Origin of the sequence: Haloquadratum walsbyi C23 (assembly GCF_000237865.1) — an archaeon.
Taxonomy (GTDB): Archaea; Halobacteriota; Halobacteria; order Halobacteriales; family Haloferacaceae; genus Haloquadratum; species Haloquadratum walsbyi.
In genome coordinates, this window is sequence record NC_017459.1 from 670,379 (window position 1) to 688,418 (window position 18,040).

Annotated in this window: 11 protein-coding genes; 2 read left to right on the forward strand and 9 right to left on the reverse strand. The window is 46.9% G+C overall.

Annotated elements, in window-relative coordinates:
* Positions 1-216: 216 nt before the first annotated feature.
* From HQRW_RS02960 to HQRW_RS02975, 4 genes are all read right to left on the reverse strand, one after another.
* On the reverse strand, positions 217-1,050 hold the full coding sequence (locus tag HQRW_RS02960) for an aldo/keto reductase (protein WP_014555405.1): 834 nt from the start codon (positions 1,048-1,050) through the stop codon (positions 217-219).
* A gap of 514 nt (positions 1,051-1,564) precedes the next feature.
* Positions 1,565-2,932 (reverse strand): geranylgeranyl reductase family protein, encoded by a 1,368-nt coding sequence (locus HQRW_RS02965; RefSeq protein ID WP_014555406.1) that lies wholly within the window; start codon positions 2,930-2,932, stop codon positions 1,565-1,567.
* Positions 2,933-3,181: 249 nt separating this feature from the next.
* Complete coding sequence (locus tag HQRW_RS02970) at positions 3,182-4,045, reverse strand: 2-oxoacid:ferredoxin oxidoreductase subunit beta (protein WP_014555407.1); 864 nt, start codon at positions 4,043-4,045, stop codon at positions 3,182-3,184.
* Positions 4,042-5,838 carry a 2-oxoacid:acceptor oxidoreductase subunit alpha gene (locus HQRW_RS02975; RefSeq protein ID WP_011570816.1) on the reverse strand — a complete coding sequence of 599 codons (1,797 nt, stop codon included), beginning with the start codon at positions 5,836-5,838 and terminating at the stop codon, positions 4,042-4,044. Before HQRW_RS02975 ends, HQRW_RS02970 begins: the two co-directional genes overlap by 4 nt.
* A 254-nt stretch (positions 5,839-6,092) precedes the next feature.
* On the opposite strand from HQRW_RS02975, the gene HQRW_RS02980 reads away from it, so the two are divergent.
* A complete protein-coding gene (locus tag HQRW_RS02980; RefSeq protein ID WP_014555408.1) occupies positions 6,093-6,770 on the forward strand; it encodes an FAD-dependent oxidoreductase in 678 nt (225 codons plus the stop codon).
* A 273-nt stretch (positions 6,771-7,043) separates the two neighbouring features.
* On the forward strand, positions 7,044-9,023 hold the full coding sequence (gene acs, locus HQRW_RS02985) for an acetate--CoA ligase (protein ID WP_014555409.1): 1,980 nt from the start codon (positions 7,044-7,046) through the stop codon (positions 9,021-9,023).
* A 197-nt stretch (positions 9,024-9,220) separates the two neighbouring features.
* Here acs and HQRW_RS02990 read toward each other — a convergent pair whose 3' ends face one another.
* The 5 genes from HQRW_RS02990 to HQRW_RS03010 form a co-directional block, all read right to left on the reverse strand.
* Positions 9,221-11,620, reverse strand: a complete 2,400-nt coding sequence (locus HQRW_RS02990; RefSeq protein WP_014555410.1) for an efflux RND transporter permease subunit — start codon at positions 11,618-11,620, stop codon at positions 9,221-9,223.
* Between the two features lie 5 nt (positions 11,621-11,625).
* Positions 11,626-13,281 carry a COG1361 S-layer family protein gene (locus HQRW_RS02995; RefSeq protein ID WP_014555411.1) on the reverse strand — a complete coding sequence of 552 codons (1,656 nt, stop codon included), beginning with the start codon at positions 13,279-13,281 and terminating at the stop codon, positions 11,626-11,628.
* Between the two features lie 117 nt (positions 13,282-13,398).
* Positions 13,399-13,662, reverse strand: coding sequence for a MarR family transcriptional regulator (locus HQRW_RS03000; protein ID WP_014555412.1), 264 nt, complete (start codon positions 13,660-13,662; stop codon positions 13,399-13,401).
* Between the two features lie 80 nt (positions 13,663-13,742).
* Positions 13,743-16,208 carry an efflux RND transporter permease subunit gene (locus HQRW_RS03005; protein WP_014555413.1) on the reverse strand — a complete coding sequence of 822 codons (2,466 nt, stop codon included), beginning with the start codon at positions 16,206-16,208 and terminating at the stop codon, positions 13,743-13,745.
* Between the two features lie 125 nt (positions 16,209-16,333).
* The gene (locus tag HQRW_RS03010) at positions 16,334-17,968 is read right to left on the reverse strand and encodes a COG1361 S-layer family protein (protein WP_065757381.1); all 1,635 of its coding nucleotides are present in this window, start codon (positions 17,966-17,968) and stop codon (positions 16,334-16,336) included.
* Positions 17,969-18,040 lie beyond the last annotated feature (72 nt).

The window sequence follows — 18,040 nt, forward strand, 5'->3', positions numbered from 1 at the left end:
AATCGCGCGCGAAAGCGTCGTTAAACCTCGAGGAAACATGGAACCTCAAACTCCCCTTCGGGGAATCCTCTCGCTTTCGCGCCGGGAGAGTGTCAATATATCAGTAAGATATACTAAGCTATGGAGAGTTGAGTATGCTTGATTGATTATGCGTCGGACCACATAAGAAGGCACAAGATTTATTCAGATTGTAATAACAATCCTATATACGCTTCATTACCATGGTGCAAAGCGTGGGTCAACACACCGGTTAGTTCGCTCAATTGAATCAATCTGCTCAATCTCTGCTGGTGTAAGTTCCAGATCAAGTGATGTCCAATTATCATGAATATGATCGTGTCCAACGGCTTTTGGAATCGCTGTAATTCCCTTTTGTCGAAGCCATGCTAATGCAATCTGTGCTTCACTCACATCATGATTATTAGCGACTGCGGTAATCTCCGGAACATCGAATACCGCACCGCGAGCTAGTGGGGAGTATGCAACAAGCTCAATATCATGTTTGCTACAGTGATCTCGCAGTTCCTGCTGTGGCAGGAGAGGGTGAATTTCAATTTGATTTGCAAATATCGGCACATTTGCTTTCTCAATCGCAGTATCAACCTGGTTTGGTTCAAAATTGCTAATCCCAATACGGTCGGCTTTTCCATCCGAGACAAGCTTATCAAGCGCCCGAAACGTCTCCACCGGATTATACGTATCAACCGGCCAATGTACATACAACAGATCAACAGTATCGATTCCAAGCTTCTCAAGACTTCTTTGCGTCGATGTCAGGACATCCTCGTATCCAAGCTTATCAATCCATACCTTTGTTGCAATGAACATCTCCTCTCGAGGAACGTCAGCAGCAGCAATGCCTTGACCAACAGCTCCCTCATTACCGTACACCTGTGCAGTATCTATGTGCCGATACCCCATCTCAAGTGCTATCTTAATTGTATTCGCGCATTCTGATGGATTATCATTTTCCCATGTTCCAAGCCCGAGAAGTGGCATTCCATCGGCTGTCGGAGCAACTGAACTCGTTGGTGATTGCTGTGCCATCATATCAAGTTAATAGAAGGTGCATGCAAAAGCCATTGGATGTCTGAATCACCCGCCTCACTGAGAGATGACTGTTATTGACCTCCTCCCACGGCTCAAACCCTGTCTTTTACCCATAAGCCATGCCGACGAGATGGACGGGGAGAAGCAGTAAAAATTGCTTTTATCGTCGGGAGTTGGGAGTCTTATCCCGAGCAACCGGGTATGCCGACGACGGGTTGACCCGGTTTGAGCAGCCTCTGTGACTTGATCGGCGTCTCAGTCCGTCAGGATTTCTCTCAGGTCCTCCTCTACAGCGGCTAAAACGACATGGTGGGATGCTGTGAATTTATGCGTAAAAGACAAAGACGTGAGCCTTCGCCTCGCTACCAGTGTAAGTGTTATACATCGCCAGCGCAGTCTCCCATTTCAGAAAAACACACTGTATGATGAGTGAGTCCACGCATGCTTGGCATGAGTCAATTCCTGCGTGCGTGAGAGTTCTGGTATCAATGACTGCTCTTCCATCCTCAGTAGCTCAATATTTCCGCGTTGCGCCAGTAAGATCATAGAATTCGTCCATTAGTTCATCACGATTCGCCTGCCAATCTTTGAACGCTGACGGTGAGTCTGGATACGCATCATAAACCTGAGTAATTTCCGTTGCACGGCGGCTCACTTTGTATAGTTCATACAGTGCATCCCAATGACCGAAAGTATCGATAAGCGTCTTTAATTTTAATTTGAGACTCATACTTGATGTTCCCTTACTAAGTGCATCAGCAAGTTGTTGACCGGGAACAGCAGAGACAATCTCAACAAGTTCATCGACATTATGCGCAGTTCCCCAGAGATTATACAGATCGATCGCCGCGAAACGCTTTCCAAAGCTTGTCATTACATCAGTATTGTATTCCCACAGCCGCGATTCGGAGACGTCTCCCTCGCTAATTGCATCGACAGCGTGCAATGCTGCCCAATGTGCAGATTTCGCGGCACCTGGAATCCCACCGCCAGTTGTTGGGTTCACATGTCCGGCAGCATCACCGACTGCGAGAAACCCGTCAGCGACCGCAGAGTCATATGGGCGTCGTGTCGGAAGCGAGGCACCGAGTTTATCTTTGACAGTTGCATTTTTCAATTCTGGTCGTGTCATAATATCCTGTTTAAGTGTCTCAACAAGTTGCATCGGATCTTCTGTCATCTGAAACCCTAATCCAACATTAATCTCTGTTGCTGTTCGGGGAAAGTACCAGAGATACCCTAACTCGTCTGTTGGTTTGAACACAATCGCATCATCATATTCAACCGGATCCGGAACCTCAAGCACTTCTCTATATGCTGAGCAGAACTGTGAGTATGAAACATTCGTATCAAAATATGTCTCAGTAAAATCGGTTTTATCTTGGAGAATTGAGAGTGCGCCAGCAGCGTCAATAGTAATCTCTGCGTTATATGTATGTACTGTTCCATTCCGCGTTGCACGGACTCCAGTGACAGTTCCATCATCATCCTGACAGACATCCTGCACAACAGTATCATATTGAATTTCCGCACCACTCCGTTCAGCCTCTTCAATTAGTATCTCTCCATATCGTTTTCGATCAAGAACAGCTCCGTGATCAGCGAAGTCAATATCAACGCTTCCTCCACGAGGGTTCTCAAATACAGCCCGCTGGATTCGTTGGTTGGTGAATGATTCTGATTTGAGGTATTTTCGATCAATGACATCTGGGAATGTGCTCGTTCCTTTAATCGCATCACCGCACGCGATATGACCTGCTTCATCCGCAGATTTTCGCTCAAGTATAATAGCGTCAAGCCCTTCCGACGCTGCCGTCGCCGCAGCGAATGTCCCTGCGGTCCCCCCGCCAACGACGACAATATCGTAGGCTTCAGTTGACATAGAATTAATTGTGCTTTCTGGATGTTAAAACCAATCGGAAACAGAAGTTTCAATTATCCGAATATATTCACTGAAAAATCCAGTGAAGTTTGATATACTACAGGAGACAGTTCGATTCAACCGATGCATATCGACAACGCACTATTCTATTATACTTGATGATATTACGATCTCAAGTGATTCATCATCTACCCACTGATTATAATATACCCCGTCAGTCATAACGAATCGATTGGTGATTACTGAATATTAATAGAATTCACGGACAAGATCCATTGCGTCATCAGGTGCGCCTGAATCAACCGCTGACATATCTTGGGTTATACTATGTTTTTGATCGTATGCAACTGCAGACTCATTCTGCCAAAGTACACCCTGATATTCTTTTTCAGCATCAAGGATTTTGCCTTTTGCAGCATCATAGTCAGTCGGGTCATGTCCTGATTCCGCAACGTCAACAAGACTGTCACGGAAGTAATCATACGTATCGACATCATTGAACGTAACGCACGGACTAAATACATTAACGAATCCGAATCCGTCATGCTCGATTGCTTTTTGAACAATCTCTGCATGTCGTTGTGCATCTGTTGAGAATGATTGTGCAATGAATGTTCCTCCCGAAGCAAGCGCAAGTGCAAGTGGATTCACCGGCGGTTGCTGTGGACCCTCTGGTGTTGTTGATGTTTCAAAATCCTCACGCGATGTCGGCGATGCTTGACCCTTCGTTAGTCCGTAAATCCGATTATCCATGACAATATAGGACATATCGACATTTCGACGAACTGCATGAACGAAATGACCAGCACCAATCGAGTATCCATCGCCATCACCACCAGCAACCATCACTTCCAATTCGGGATTTGCGAGTTTCACACCTGTCCCAACAGGAAGTGCCCGACCGTGAACACCATGGAGAGCGTATGAATGCATATACGTTCCAATTTTCCCTGAACATCCGATTCCAGCAACAATAAACGTGTTATCTGGATTGTTGCCAGTATTCGCTAACGCTTTCATCATACCATTCATCGTCCCGAAATCACCACAGCCGGGACACCATGTCGGTTGTTTATCCGATTTAAAATCAGTGAAACGAACGTCTGAGCTCATTGAGTTATCTCCGTTGTTTCTGTTTCTTCATTTGTTCCCGCACTACTCGCAGTATCGATTGTCTGTTCAATCTTGCTTGCAAGCTCGTCTGCTTTAAATCGTACGCCATCGTATTTATTCACACGATTAACACGTGAAAGTGCATCGTGCTCAATCACGTTAGCAAACTGTCCGGTTGCATTACACTCCACAGCGATCACCGTCTCAGCTTCATCAATCGCTTCTGTGAGATTATACCGTGGGAATAGATACGGAACTGAAAGGAAGTGGACGTCAATACCCCGCTCATCAAGAATACTCATCGCTTCAACCATTGCTCCCTCATTTGATCCCCATGAGATCACGAGATTCGGGGCATCTTCACTCCCAAACGATCGAGGTGTCAGGTCCTCTTCACGACGTGCTGTTTCGACTTTCCGTGTCCGCTTATCCACCTGTTCAACTCGCATATCTGTGTCTTCAGTCCGCCGACCGAGTTCATCATGCTCAAGCCCTGTTGACATATGTGCGCCGCCAGTTGTTCCAGGAAACGCCCGTGGCGAGATTCCATCATCAGTGAGTGCGTGTGGTTGGAATTGTGACTTCTCATTCTGCCACTGGTCGATTGTTGATTCATCAACAACCTTTCCACGCTCAATCTCAACGTCGTCCATATCGAATGTTTCCGGTGAGAATGTCCGTTCTGTCACCGCCATTGCAAGGTCAGCCGCGAGGTATACCGGTGTTTGATATTTTTCAGCAAGATTGAACGCTTCGACTGTCTTCCAAAAGCACTCGGCGATTGTTGTCGGCGCAACAACAAACCGAGGAATCTCGCCATGCCCACCGTACAGCAGCATATTCAGATCTCCCTGCTCTTGTTTAGTTGGCATTCCAGTTGAAGGGCCCGACCGCATCACGTCGGCGATGACAAGTGGCGTTTCAGAGGTTCCAATAAGACCAAACGTTTCTGTCATCAAATCAATTCCCGGACCTGATGTCGCTGTCATTGCTCGTGCACCGGCGCGTGCGGCACCCAATGCAATATTGATAGCCGAAAGTTCATCTTCCGCTTGGAGAACGTGTCCCCCAAACTGTTCAATTCGACCTGTTAGATACTCCATTACATTTGTTGCTGGCGTAATTGGGTACCCGGCATAGAACTTACATCCTGCAGCAATGGCTCCCATTCCAATTGCTTCGTCACCATTTAATAACACGTAGTCAGCATCTGTCGTCTCAAGACTATAGTCAAATTCGTTGTGATACTCTGAACCGACATAATCGCGCCCACTTCGTGCAGCCTCCTTATTATTCTCGACGAGTGACTGACCCTTCGATCCAAAGCGCTTCTCAAGCGCGCTATCAAGATTTTCAATCGGAAAGTCTGCGACCGCACATGCGGCACCCAACGCAACGACGTTACGCATAATCGCACCACCGGCTTCTTCAGCTAATCGTTTTAATGGGACGTCAAGACCGACCATTCCATCTGGAATCTCAACGTTTTCCATTGTTGTCCGCTCACCATCATAGATGATGACAGACCCTTCGTGAAGTTCATCATGATTTTCCTTGATAGTGCGTGGCGTCAATGCAATCAGCACATCTAGTCTGTCCACGACGCTCTGCACTGGATCGACGGCTGTCCGTACCTTATAGGCCGTATAGCCCCCACGGATACGGGAGGCGAAGTCCTTCGAGGTGAACACGTGCCGTCCCGCACGTGAGAGTGCCTGAGCGAAGATCTTCCCCGTCGAGTCGATGCCATCGCCGGCTTCGCCGCCGATGGCCCAATTAAAGTCCGCGGGCATATTGATAAAATCTAAGTCAGACCGAGAGAAAAACCTTCTGAAAACCCACCACCTTACTCAATAAATACTGATAATCGAATCAAATAAATTAGGATTACTTCGGAGTCCAATAAAAAATTATACTATCAAGTAAATTTATTTTTGATAAAATATTATAATATCACCAAGATCGTGTACTGGGAGATGCGCGACCAAGCACTAGTAATGTTAATTGAGAAGGTAAGACCCTTTTTATCAGGGATAGACAATCTAGTATGGACGCAACAGTCACTGTCAAAGAAGCTCAATCCGTTGGTCCGCAGACAGTCACGATTACTATGCAGTCACCCCCAGCGTTCACTGCAAAACCAGGACAATTCCTTCGGGTTACAGCGACCATCGACGATGAAGAATATGCGCGGTTTTATACAATTTCATCACCAGATGTCGAGGAAACTATCGAAATCACCGTTGGCATCGACCCATCAGATGCAGGACCGTTCAGTCAGTATCTCGCTGATATCGAATCTGGGTCAAAACTCTCGATCGCTGGACCATTTGGACAGCACTATTATGAGGATTCAGACCGCGCTGTTGTGCTTGCTGGCGGACCTGGAATCGGTCCTGCGGTTGGCATTGGCGATGCAGCGGATGCTGCTGGAAATGAGGTTGCAATTGTTTATGTCTCTGAGACGGCGACTCCAGCGCATCGACCACGATTGAATGCGCTTGCAGACGCGGGAAATAATGTTACAATCTTCACCACTGCATCTGATAGTCAATCAGGAATCGTCCCCCCGGAATTTGATGATGCGGTTGCTGATATCATTACTGGGGTATCGACAGAACAAACATTTGTGTATGGATTTGAAGGATTCATTGAGGCAGCAACTGATGCGCTTGAATCTGCCTCGATAAATCCTGACGAAGCGAAAATTGAAAATTTTGGATAAAATAACTGTTGAGACTAAACCAATACTTGATAGCTAGTCAAACGATTAGTATCCACAATATATCAGTGCAGTGGGGCGCAACTTCTCACGATATTAGAATTTGCTTATAGGTATTTTTATTAAGAATCAAAACGGGTACTTTGGGGCTTGACCCTGAGGTAGCTGACTAGCTGACTAGCTGAGTTATTTATTGGCTACATACGACACTATGTCAGATATGCAGAATGATTCCTTCAGATTTATACCTGATGCATAAAATAGTTAGAATAGATTATGACAGATGACGATGTCGAACTCGAGGCACGCCTTGCTGAGCAGGAAAGCTTTGATCCGCCGGCGTCGTTTGTCGATCAGGCAAACGTCACAGACGAGGCCATTTATGATGAGTTCTCTGAAAATTGGCCTGAGTGTTGGACTCGCGCGGCTGATCTGCTTTCTTGGGACAGTGAATACTCGACTGTTCTTGATGACTCAGATGAGCCGTTCTACGAATGGTTCGCTGATGGTAATCTGAACGCCGCATATAATTGCGTTGACCGGCATGTCGAAGACGGCAATAAAAACCGGGTTGCAATCAAGTGGGAAGGTGAACACGGTAACACTCGCACGTATACATATCAAGATCTGTATCGTGAAGTAAATGAATTTGCTGCCACACTGCAGGAACTTGGGGTGAAAGAAAACGATGTTGTCACGATGTATATGCCAATGATTCCTGAGCTTCCGATTGCAATGCTTGCATGTGCACGCATCGGTGCCCCACACTCAGTTGTGTTTGCTGGATTCTCCGCAGATGCGCTTGCAACGCGGATGAATTCTGCCGACTCTGAATATCTCATCACCGCCGATGGGTATTATCGACGCGGTGATGCACTTGATCACTTCCAGAAAGCACAAGAAGGACTTGATAATGTCGAGCACGATGTCGCCGCAAGCGTTGTTGTGGACCGTCTTGGCGATGACGGATTCGGTCATGAACTGAGTGAAACGCAGTATGACTGGGACTCACTCATGGATGCACACCGCGGTGACCGAGTTGCACCCGTTGAGCGAAACGCTGAGGATATGCTGTTTTTGATGTACACTTCTGGTACAACTGGCGAACCAAAAGGTGTTAAACACACAACTGGCGGTTATCTTGCTTACACCGCCTGGACAGCACAATCAGTGTTAGATCTTGAACCTGGTGACACCTACTGGTGCTCAGCTGACATTGGCTGGATTACCGGACATTCATATATTGTTTACGGTCCACTCGCATTGGGCACGACAACGGTCATGTATGAGGGAACACCGGATTACCCCGAGCGGGATCGACTCTGGGATATTATTGAAAAATACGCCGTTGATGTGTTCTATACGGCTCCAACAGCAATCCGAGCCTTCATGAAGTGGGGTACGGAATATCCTGACTCTCATGATTTATCGAGTCTTCGGCTGCTTGGAACTGTTGGCGAACCGATTAATCCACGCGCATGGAAGTGGTATTATACCCACATCGGTGATGAGTCTTGCCCGATTGTCGATACATGGTGGCAGACAGAAACAGGCGGAATGATGGTTACGACTCTCCCGGGCATTGGGACAATGAAACCAGGTTCTGCCGGTCCACCCTCGCCAGGAATCGATGCGACAATTGTTGATACCGCCGGTGAGGACGTCGATGCAGGTCGGGCAGGATATCTTACGGTGAATAAACCATGGCCGGGGATGCTTCGAACGCTGTATCAGAATGATGAACGGTTCATTGATGAATACTGGGAGGAGTATTCCGACCCAGATACCGATGAATGGGTATATTTCCCGGAAGATGGCGCCAAGATCGACGATGACGGCTATATAACAATATTGGGGCGGGTTGATGATGTACTCAATGTATCAGGACATCGGCTCGGAACCATGGAGATTGAGTCAGCAATCGTCGGTGTGAATGGTGTTGCAGAAGCAGCAGTCGTTGGCGGTGATCATGATCTGAAAGGTGAGGCTGTATATGCATATGTCATCACTGAAGACGGATATGCTGAAGATGAGGACCTAAGAGAATCAATCATCAAAGGCGTTGAAGATGGAATCGGTCCGATTGCACGACCAGAACAAGTTATATTTACCGAGGAGCTGCCAAAGACGCGATCAGGCAAAATTATGCGACGCCTTCTTGAGGAGATTGCAAACGGTGAAGAATTGGGAGACACAACAACACTCAGAAACCCAGAAATTGTTGACGAAATCGAGGCAAAAGTCAGTGGCGATTGATAACCGCGGTCTCACACGTTAGAAATACCAACTTTCTTATCAATCTCCCAGGATTGCACTTACGCTTGCGGTTGTGCCGGATACATGCGTGGTGTCCAATAAATCTCAATTTTCAGTTATAAAAACAACGGAGAATACTCGTATTCTCAGATGCTGGAGGATGTCAAGATGAATATACGCATTTATTATATGTGTGATTAATCGCTTGTTGTTGGATCATTTGTTGATGGCGTATCAGTGTCTGTGTGCTGGTTGATATCCGTGTCAATTGGATTTGATTCTGGCGGTGACCCAAGGATGGGAGCCACAGTTAACACCGCAGGAAGCACCGTAAACGCAGTCAAAAGGGCAAACGAAATCGCAAGAACGGTTGTTCGTCCAAAGTTTGCGAGGACTGGGAACCGTGAGATCATCAATACACCGAAGCCAAATATTGTTGTAAAGCTGGACCCGATAATTGGACGCGATAGCTTCGCAACAGCAGTTGCAGCAGCTCCACGCTGTGTTTGACCCTGTGTTTCGACCTCATACTCAAATCGCTCGAAGAGATGGATCCCATAATCAACACCAATCCCGAGAGTCAGTGATGACATCGTTATCGTCAATGGATTCCATGGAATCCCGAACACATACATCGCTCCTGTTACGAGCACAGCAGCGCTTGCAGCGACACTTAGAACAAGCGCAGCAGCAATTCGTATCGAGAGGAACGCAAACGCAAGGAATGACAACCCAAGCCCAAAGGAAAGAAGTGTCATCGGTGTGAGACCAGCGGTTACGTTCTCAATGACATTTCGATTTAACACTGGCTTACCTGTAATCCGAACATCCTCAGCAGTCGTTAATGATAATGCTGCATTAGTTTCAAAGGCAGTGATGAGTGAACGGACACTTTCGCCCTCAATATCGTCGACATAAAATGAGAGCACGATCGTCGATGGTGTCTCATCCGGATCTCGCACATCGGTCATCCCATCGGTGTTGTGCAGACGCTCAATCGTCTGGGTCAGCCCTGTCTGCGTTTGCGGGATTGATCCATCTGTTGCCATTTGAACACTTGTCACGGGTGATTGGACTGCATTCACCTGCTCATTCGCAATCATAAGTCGTTGATATGTGGCAATATCACGGAACGTTTCTGGGGTATATGCCTGATCTGTATCGATCATGACATACACTACCTTCGGACTTTCAACTGTTTCAGAGAGTTCCTCCATATCATTCTTCTCAGCGAGGTCCTGCGGCCAGAAGTCCATCATCTCCTGTTTTGGCTCGACTTGCGGATATGCATAGACACCACCAGAAACGAGCAAGATCGCAATTCCAAGCGTAATAAGTGGATGCCCACCAGTAACGCTCGACGTAAATCGATGGAGAACTGCTTGAAGCCAATCGTCACTCGACTTACTGGTCGTTTCGGTCGCCACATGTCCATCACGGTCAAACCGGACAAGCAGTGCTGGAAGCATTGTGACCGCGAGAATCATTGCTGCAAGCACAGCAACAGCACTCGTTACACCAAATTGCCGGACTGGTGGGACCGCTGAGACAAGAAGTGATCCTAATCCAACTACAGTTGTCCCCATTGCAATCAGTAACGCTCGACCGGTCGTTCGTGTTGCGATCCCGATTGCATCAAGCGAGTTGTTACCTGCTCGCCTTTCCTCAACATATCGTGAGTGAATCTGGAGACTATAGTCAATCCCTAATCCAAGTGCAATTGGCATCACACCGAGCATGATTGCATTGAAATCATATCCCAAGATGCCCATTGCCCCCATCATATACAGTAATGCAGTCATTGCTGTTCCAAGTGGGAGTATGACATGCCACCCTTTCTCGACAGTCTCACGCATCACAAGATATACCACAATGAAGATGAGCGAAAATGCGCCTCCAAAGAGCGCAATCATCTCTGGAAGCATCAGTCCAAACGCTGCGTTTTCGAAGACAGGTTGCCCCGTAATTGTCGTTGACATCCCTGGCGGCATCGCTGCAAACGCCGTCTCTGATTTGACTGATGAATATACGACATCAGCACCACGCTCAGGTAAAAATGCCCCGCGGTCGTATCGATCGACATCGCCGTAACTTGCGAGGATGATTGTCGTCCCTGCCTCCGGTGTAAGTCGATTAACCATCTCGTCAGCTACTGGTCCACGCTGTTCAACTCGTGCAATGGCACTCCGAACGCCCGCTTTTGTTTCAGGTATTTCACCATCAGCGCCTCGCCTGACAATATCTGCGAGTGAAGTAACGCTCTCTATTGAGTCGACATTCGATCCATACTGCTGGTCAAGTCTATCAATTGCCCGAATTGTCTCAGGATCATACAACTGATCTGATTCGACAATAACGAAAATATTGTTTCCTGTATTGTATGTATCCTTTAGTGACTCCCAATTATTGGCTGTTTGAGAGTCATCATTGATGTACAGGGTCATCCCCATACTCATTTGTACAGCACTGAATCCAACACCAAGTGATATGATTGCAGTAACAGCAACAACAGCGAATACCTGCCGCTGATTACTAGCAGCATACCGTCCTGTCGCTTCAAGTCCATCACGGACCCGTTCACCAAATCGTGTTGTCATTGCGGTTATCGAAGGCGTGAGAACGGTTTCGTTTGATATACAACACCGGCAACAAGTGCAATCGGAATAACGACGCCCGCAATGACGATACCTGGAACTGGTAGCCCTCCGTCACTAGCGGTAATCGTGATTGGTGCCGACTGAATGTCACTCACGACTGTTTCGCCGAATGCATTGTCATATTTGATACTTGTATCAAGTGAATATGTCTTTGCTGCGGCAGACCCATCAGCACTGACTGTATAACTCACGGTTGTTGTTTCACCAGGCTTGAGCATCCCAATATACGTTGTGTCATCATCAGTTTCAAATGGTGAATTGGCATTGACACGGACAACGGCATCTCGGAATTCCCCTTCACCAGTGTTTTTAATCGTGAATCGGAGTGTTTCCGTTTGTCCGGCTGTTACTGCTGCGGTGTTTGTGACCGCGAAAGATTTCTCAGGACCAACAGGCACATCAACCGATAGTGGATCACTCGTTACATCATTTCCATATGTGTCATCATGAATGATACGAACTGTCAGTGGATACTCTTGTGGAATCGCACGATCTGACACCTCAAGTTTAAATCTCGCAGTCGCTGATTCACCGGGATTGAGTGTTCCAAGACTCGCGCTTGTTGATACAAGGGCAAACGGTTCAATTGGACTCAATTTCGCTCGTGCATTCGGTGCTGTTCGTTCACCTGTATTTGTCACTGTCACAGCCACAGAACCAATCGAATCGACATACATCGCCCTTGCTTCAGTCGAGAGTTTATACTGTGGTCCATTTGAGACCGCTACACTGCCAGTTCGGGTGAGCGACTGCTCTGGATTTCCATTTTCATCTTCATATCGTAACTGAAAATTCACACCATACGCCCCGGCAGCATCAACATTTTCTACACCAACTTGGAATTCTGCCGTCGCCGTCTCATCAGGCTTTAATTCACCAACCGAGACGGCGTTACTCTTTGGATTAAAGTACTCTGATTGCACAATCGAGAGTTCGGCATTTTGGGCGATCTCACTTCCTGTATTCTGTACTCTCACAGTCATTGTCCCGTCAGCGTCTTTGTACAGGTCCGCCCCCGTGACATCACGCACGCCAAGTCGGACAGATTTCTCAACACGGACAGTAATGTGCTCTTTCACCGTCTGTGTATTCCGATTAATGAAATAGTCATTTTTGTCAACATTAATACTATTTATATAGCCATATGTAATCTTGACTGGGAGTTGATACACTCCAGGTTGTGCATGTTGGTCCACCTCGATTGTTAGTCCCATCTTTCGGGCATCACCAGCAGCGATCGTTCCCAGACTTTGTTGTGCTGTTCGAATGTCAAGCGGTGTGTCACCAGCATCAACACTGGCTGTGACCGCTGTTGCAGATCCGACTTGGATCCGATGCGTTTGAACAACTTGTGCAATATCACCGATTTGACGATCCATACTGGTGATGCCAGTATGCCGGTTCTGTATCAACAGATCGAAGCTCTTCATTTCACCCGCTGCGACGACATTCTGTTGCTGAATTGTCGGTGTAAGCTCCGGTTCGGAAAAGTCATTATATTGCTCGGCTGCGACACCACCCGACCCGGCGGCGAACGCAGCTACAACCATGATTGTGATCAATAAAATTGCCCGCCATTTTTTCCCTAGATAATATTGCATTGTATACACATTATTACACACGTCAAGGTTAATAGCTATCGCTGTTGTTCGCGGGTAATGCACAGACACGAGAATAAAATAAGCTGGCTGCCCTCGCGTTTCGCCCGATATTGCTTCTTAAATCGCGAGCGTATACAATCGCTTTCGTGCGTCTGTAAATGAGATCCGCGCTTCAATAACGTCTGCATCCTCAAGTCGCGATAATGCGTAACGAACTGTTCGCGGTGGTAATAGCGTCTCTTCAGCCAGCTGACTTTGTGTCAGCTGCTCGTTATAGTCAAGCACCTTTGCAACCAACTTCGCACTCGGGGGCATCTCACGAACGGGATCCCAACGGTCACTTGATGTTTCCTCACCCGCGAGTGCCTCTGTTGTACTCATCGTATGCTTGATTAAACATGTAGAGTGATAATATTTACTGTATCAATATATTACTAGGAAAAATTATTTCACCGATAATATTATTTATCAATCCACAATTGCCGACGGATATCAGTCCATCCAATTAGTGCAGCAGGAAGCACAAATATCGATGCAATAAACGAATAGAGCACGCTGAGGGCAATCAATAACCCGAACTGACCGAGGATTGGGGTTATTGCAAGTATAAGCACACCAGTTCCAGAGGTTGTTGTCAGCATGCTTCCGGCGAGCGCACCACCGGTTCCTCTCACACTTACGCTCAGTGCTTCAAATCGATCAACTTCCCCACGATACTCCTCTGTGAATCGATGAACAAGGTGAGCAGAGTAATCAATTCCCAGCCCAATTCCGACCGAGAGTGTCGTCCCAGTCAGAACATTGAACGGGATATCAAGATATCGCATTGTACTCGCCAGCCCTGCAATCGTCAATAGAACCGGTAATATGTTTGCAATCCCCAATCCTGGTCGGTTTTCAAGCAGCCAATAGATTGCCACAAGAAATACTGCGGCTGTGAGTACAGCAATGACAAGGCTCGTATATGCGGATTCTGCAATTACATCTGAAACTGCTTTCCGTACGACAACACTCCCTGTTGCGGTTGACTCCATCCGTATTTCGGTAGCGAGTTGACGCGTATCGGCTGTAATTGCAGCCTGTGACTTCTCAGCTTTTACTGAATAGATAAGACGGGTAGCGGTATAATCATCAGTAAGATATAATCGTGCTTGATCACCATAGGATGACGCAAATAACTGATCATAGACGATACCAAGATCGTGGTCTGGAATCCCATTCCCATTCTGATCCTTGGCGGAGATAAGACGGCGAAATGACGCTGACTCTCGTTCATATTGATCAATAACGGTGAGAATGCTCTGCGGTTGCGATTCCCGTTCTGCTGTTACAAACGAGTCAGGTGGATCCTGATTTGTTTTATGAAGGATCTCAAGTGTTGACCCTTGTCGCATCGATCCCTCAACATACACTGTCACTGTATCATCCTCACTGCTTTCGAACGTATTCTCAAGATAATTTGTCGTTTTAGTCACAGTGTACTCACCAGGCGCAAACGGCTCTGGTAGTTCTTCAAGATATCCCGGCGTTTCCTCTGGTGGAAGAAAGTCGTCTGTCGTAAATCGTGTTTCAACCCCTGTGCCATATCCGCCGAGTGCTGCTGTTAATATCAGTATTGCTAAAAGAAAAATATACGGACTCCGTCTTGCAATAACGACGCCAACCCCAAGCACCCGACCACCAACTGATCCTGCTCTTCCGATTGGTGTTGTTCCGAATGATGGAATGGAATATTCTACTCGTTTTCGGTCGAGGAGATGTTTGAATGCTGGAAGGAATATTCCGAAAATAAGAAGCGTGAAGATAATTCCAACAGCAGCAACCAGACCAAACTCGCGAACGGGAGCAAGATCACTTACACCATTCGCTGCAAATCCAAGTACTGTTGTCCCAGTGACGATACTAAACGCAGGAAGTAACTGATCCGTCGTTGTCCGCATTGATGATGAGATGTCTTCACCAGTCACTCGTTCTTCGCGATATCGATTTACCGCATGGATTCCAAAATCAATCCCAACAGCCAGCAGAAGTGGTGGAATTGCAATAAGTATCTGTGTGAACTCAATTCGTGCCCAACCCATGAACCCAAATGTCCATGCTATCGTCATTGCAAGAGACACTAATCCAATGATCAAATCAATCGGGTCACGATACGCGATAATCAAGAATATAAAGATAAGAATGACTGCCGCTGGAACGACGATTATCAATGAGTCAGTTATTACGCCCCCTAACTCCCCAGAAATGATTCCACTTCCAAAGACGGTAATATCACCACCAGTTGACCCAACAATGAATGTTGCCTCACGTTGCAGTGATGTCAACGGTGACCCACTCTGCGTCCCAGCGTCATCACTTGTTCCTGCAACCTGATGCGTGATGGTTGCGATTGTCGCTGATGCAGATGGGTCGCGCTCGTTTAGATCGTCACTGAGACGTGACCTAACGCTTGGTTGTGTCCGCACAATCGTCCGTGTAACGGTTCGGACGCCTGACTGTGGTGTTCGCTCAACTGCATCAATCTGTGCTGAAAGTGTTGTTGCTGTTGGGTCAATTTCTGTTGCGATCGTCTGTGCGACACTATTTGTACTGACGACGTTCTGTGAGGTATCACGCTGTATCCGATGCTGCGCCCGTAACATCGCAAGTACTGCTGATTTTGTGAGAACATTTCGATCTCGCTGAATCAACGTTGTTGTGCCTGTTCCGGTTCCAAACGGCTCACGCTCGAAGTTATCATTGACATCCTCAAATGCCTCTTGTGCTGGAACACCCTCACTAAACTGTGAGGTGCCTGAGTCCGTTGCTGTCATTCCAAATCCAACAGCAAGCACGGCAGTAATAAGAATAAAAATGAGAATGACTGTTTTATCTCGATTAATAATCCACTCATCAACCTGGTCAATAAGTGACTGATAATCAATCATTCAACTGATTCCATCGATCCTGCATTCGGACTCGATTTGTGTATACACTTTTTCGATCGTTGTATCCGTCCCTATTTCTCCGCTCGCTTTGCAGTGATGAGTGAAAGAGACGATACACTACTGAATCACCCTCGACGATACCACACAGCACTGCCAATGATGATAATCAAAATACTCCCACCAATAATCGGCGCTGACAATGGCAATGATAATCCACCCTGATCTGCTGGCTGTTGAATATTGACTGGTACCTTGTATGTTTTCGAAATCTTTGTTTCTCCGCTTGGGAGATCATACTGAAAATCAACCGCAAATGGATATGTCTTCGATTCAAGAGCACCACTATCAGCACTCAATGGCATCACAATTGTCGTTGTTTCACCTGAGTCAAGTGCAGCAATAAATGCCTCATCATTACTGCTTGCCAATGGTGCATCTAAGAACGCTTTCGCTTCAATACTCTCAAGCGGTTGCTCACCATTATTAGTCACTTGTAATTTAAATTCTGTCTGTCCCCCGGCAGTGACCGTTTCCTCGGTCGCTTGAATAATAAACCGATCACGCTGTTCACGCACCGCTGCTGTTGCTTGTAGCATATCACTTGTTCGACGACTCCCACGTTCTGTATTATACTGGACAGTCAGTGAAAATTGCTGAGGGGTTGCTGTTGCTGCCTCACTTATATCAATATCATACTGCACTTGCGCTGTTTCACCTGGGCGGAGTGTCGAAAGCGCATATTCGCTGGTCGTAATATCAATATTCTGATTATTGACTGAGATAATTGACACTGGATTAAATACTGGCTGTGGACCGGTGTTTTCAATTATCGCTGTCAATGTTCCTTCAGTTCCAACCCGGAGTGCTGTATCAACTGAATTAACCGCGAACGTTTGCTCTGGTATTGTGGCAACACCAGCACTGAGCGCTGTTGATGTCTGCTCAATCCCGTTTCGATCGGTATATCCAACATCAAGATCAAGCGTGTAATTTCGTAGTGCGGCGGTGTCAGCAATGTGCGCTCGATAGGTTATTGTTCGTCGTTCGCCCGGCTCCCATTCCTGTCCAGCGTATGCAGTTGATGATTCAGAATCGCTTCCAAAGGTAAGTTCGTCACTTTTCGATGTTGCTGTGACACTTGCATCGAAAGCTGTGCGACTCCCGGTGTTCATTAAAGTAAGCCTAATTGTTCGGTCATCACCAATTTGCCCGACTGCGTTTTGCCCGGTCACTTTGAATTGCGCCTCTTCACGAACGGTGATCTCAACACTTGTTGACGCTCGCTCAGTAAAATCATTATATTCGACATTCTCTGTGTTGTATGAAGCTATCCGTGTGTATGCGTACTCATACTCAAGCGGTATCTCGTAGTCCCCTGGAGGAATCCCCTCTGGAATTGTCACTGTAATTGGCGGTGTCTGAGTCGTTCCTGTCTCCACATTCCCAACAGAAATTGTTCCAGTATCAATTTCAATCGGCGTTTTTTCATCTGCAAATTCAACTGTAAGTGCTCGCGCGGTAGTCACACGCGTCTCATATTCATCCGGTCCCCCTTTGTCAATCCGTCCGCGATTAGTCAGTGTAAATTGCACCTCCGCCTCCGTTCCAGCACTCACCGTCTGCTGAACAGAACTTACCGAAATACTTGGACGACCAAGGACCTGTCCTGTCGGGTCAATTTGTGCAAGGGCAATTGCCGGTCCAACTGCTGAGATGAGTATAAGACCAACAAGAAGCCCCACAATGAATGACCGATTCATACATCTAATCATAATCGGCTGAATACACCAATAGCTATAGATAGGATCTGTCGATACCGATCACGAATGTTT

What these genes read in the sequence shown, in the direction of transcription:
- HQRW_RS02960 (WP_014555405.1), bottom strand. Translation starts at nt 1,050, where the DNA reads ATGATGGCACAGCAATCACCAACGAGTTCAGTTGCTCCGACAGCCGAT.
- HQRW_RS02965 (WP_014555406.1), bottom strand. Translation starts at nt 2,932, where the DNA reads ATGTCAACTGAAGCCTACGATATTGTCGTCGTTGGCGGGGGGACCGCA.
- HQRW_RS02970 (WP_014555407.1), bottom strand. Translation starts at nt 4,045, where the DNA reads ATGAGCTCAGACGTTCGTTTCACTGATTTTAAATCGGATAAACAACCG.
- HQRW_RS02975 (WP_011570816.1), bottom strand. Translation starts at nt 5,838, where the DNA reads ATGCCCGCGGACTTTAATTGGGCCATCGGCGGCGAAGCCGGCGATGGC.
- HQRW_RS02980 (WP_014555408.1), top strand. Translation starts at nt 6,093, where the DNA reads ATGGACGCAACAGTCACTGTCAAAGAAGCTCAATCCGTTGGTCCGCAG.
- acs (WP_014555409.1), top strand. Translation starts at nt 7,044, where the DNA reads ATGACAGATGACGATGTCGAACTCGAGGCACGCCTTGCTGAGCAGGAA.
- HQRW_RS02990 (WP_014555410.1), bottom strand. Translation starts at nt 11,620, where the DNA reads ATGACAACACGATTTGGTGAACGGGTCCGTGATGGACTTGAAGCGACA.
- HQRW_RS02995 (WP_014555411.1), bottom strand. Translation starts at nt 13,281, where the DNA reads ATGCAATATTATCTAGGGAAAAAATGGCGGGCAATTTTATTGATCACA.
- HQRW_RS03000 (WP_014555412.1), bottom strand. Translation starts at nt 13,662, where the DNA reads ATGAGTACAACAGAGGCACTCGCGGGTGAGGAAACATCAAGTGACCGT.
- HQRW_RS03005 (WP_014555413.1), bottom strand. Translation starts at nt 16,208, where the DNA reads ATGATTGATTATCAGTCACTTATTGACCAGGTTGATGAGTGGATTATT.
- HQRW_RS03010 (WP_065757381.1), bottom strand. Translation starts at nt 17,968, where the DNA reads ATGAATCGGTCATTCATTGTGGGGCTTCTTGTTGGTCTTATACTCATC.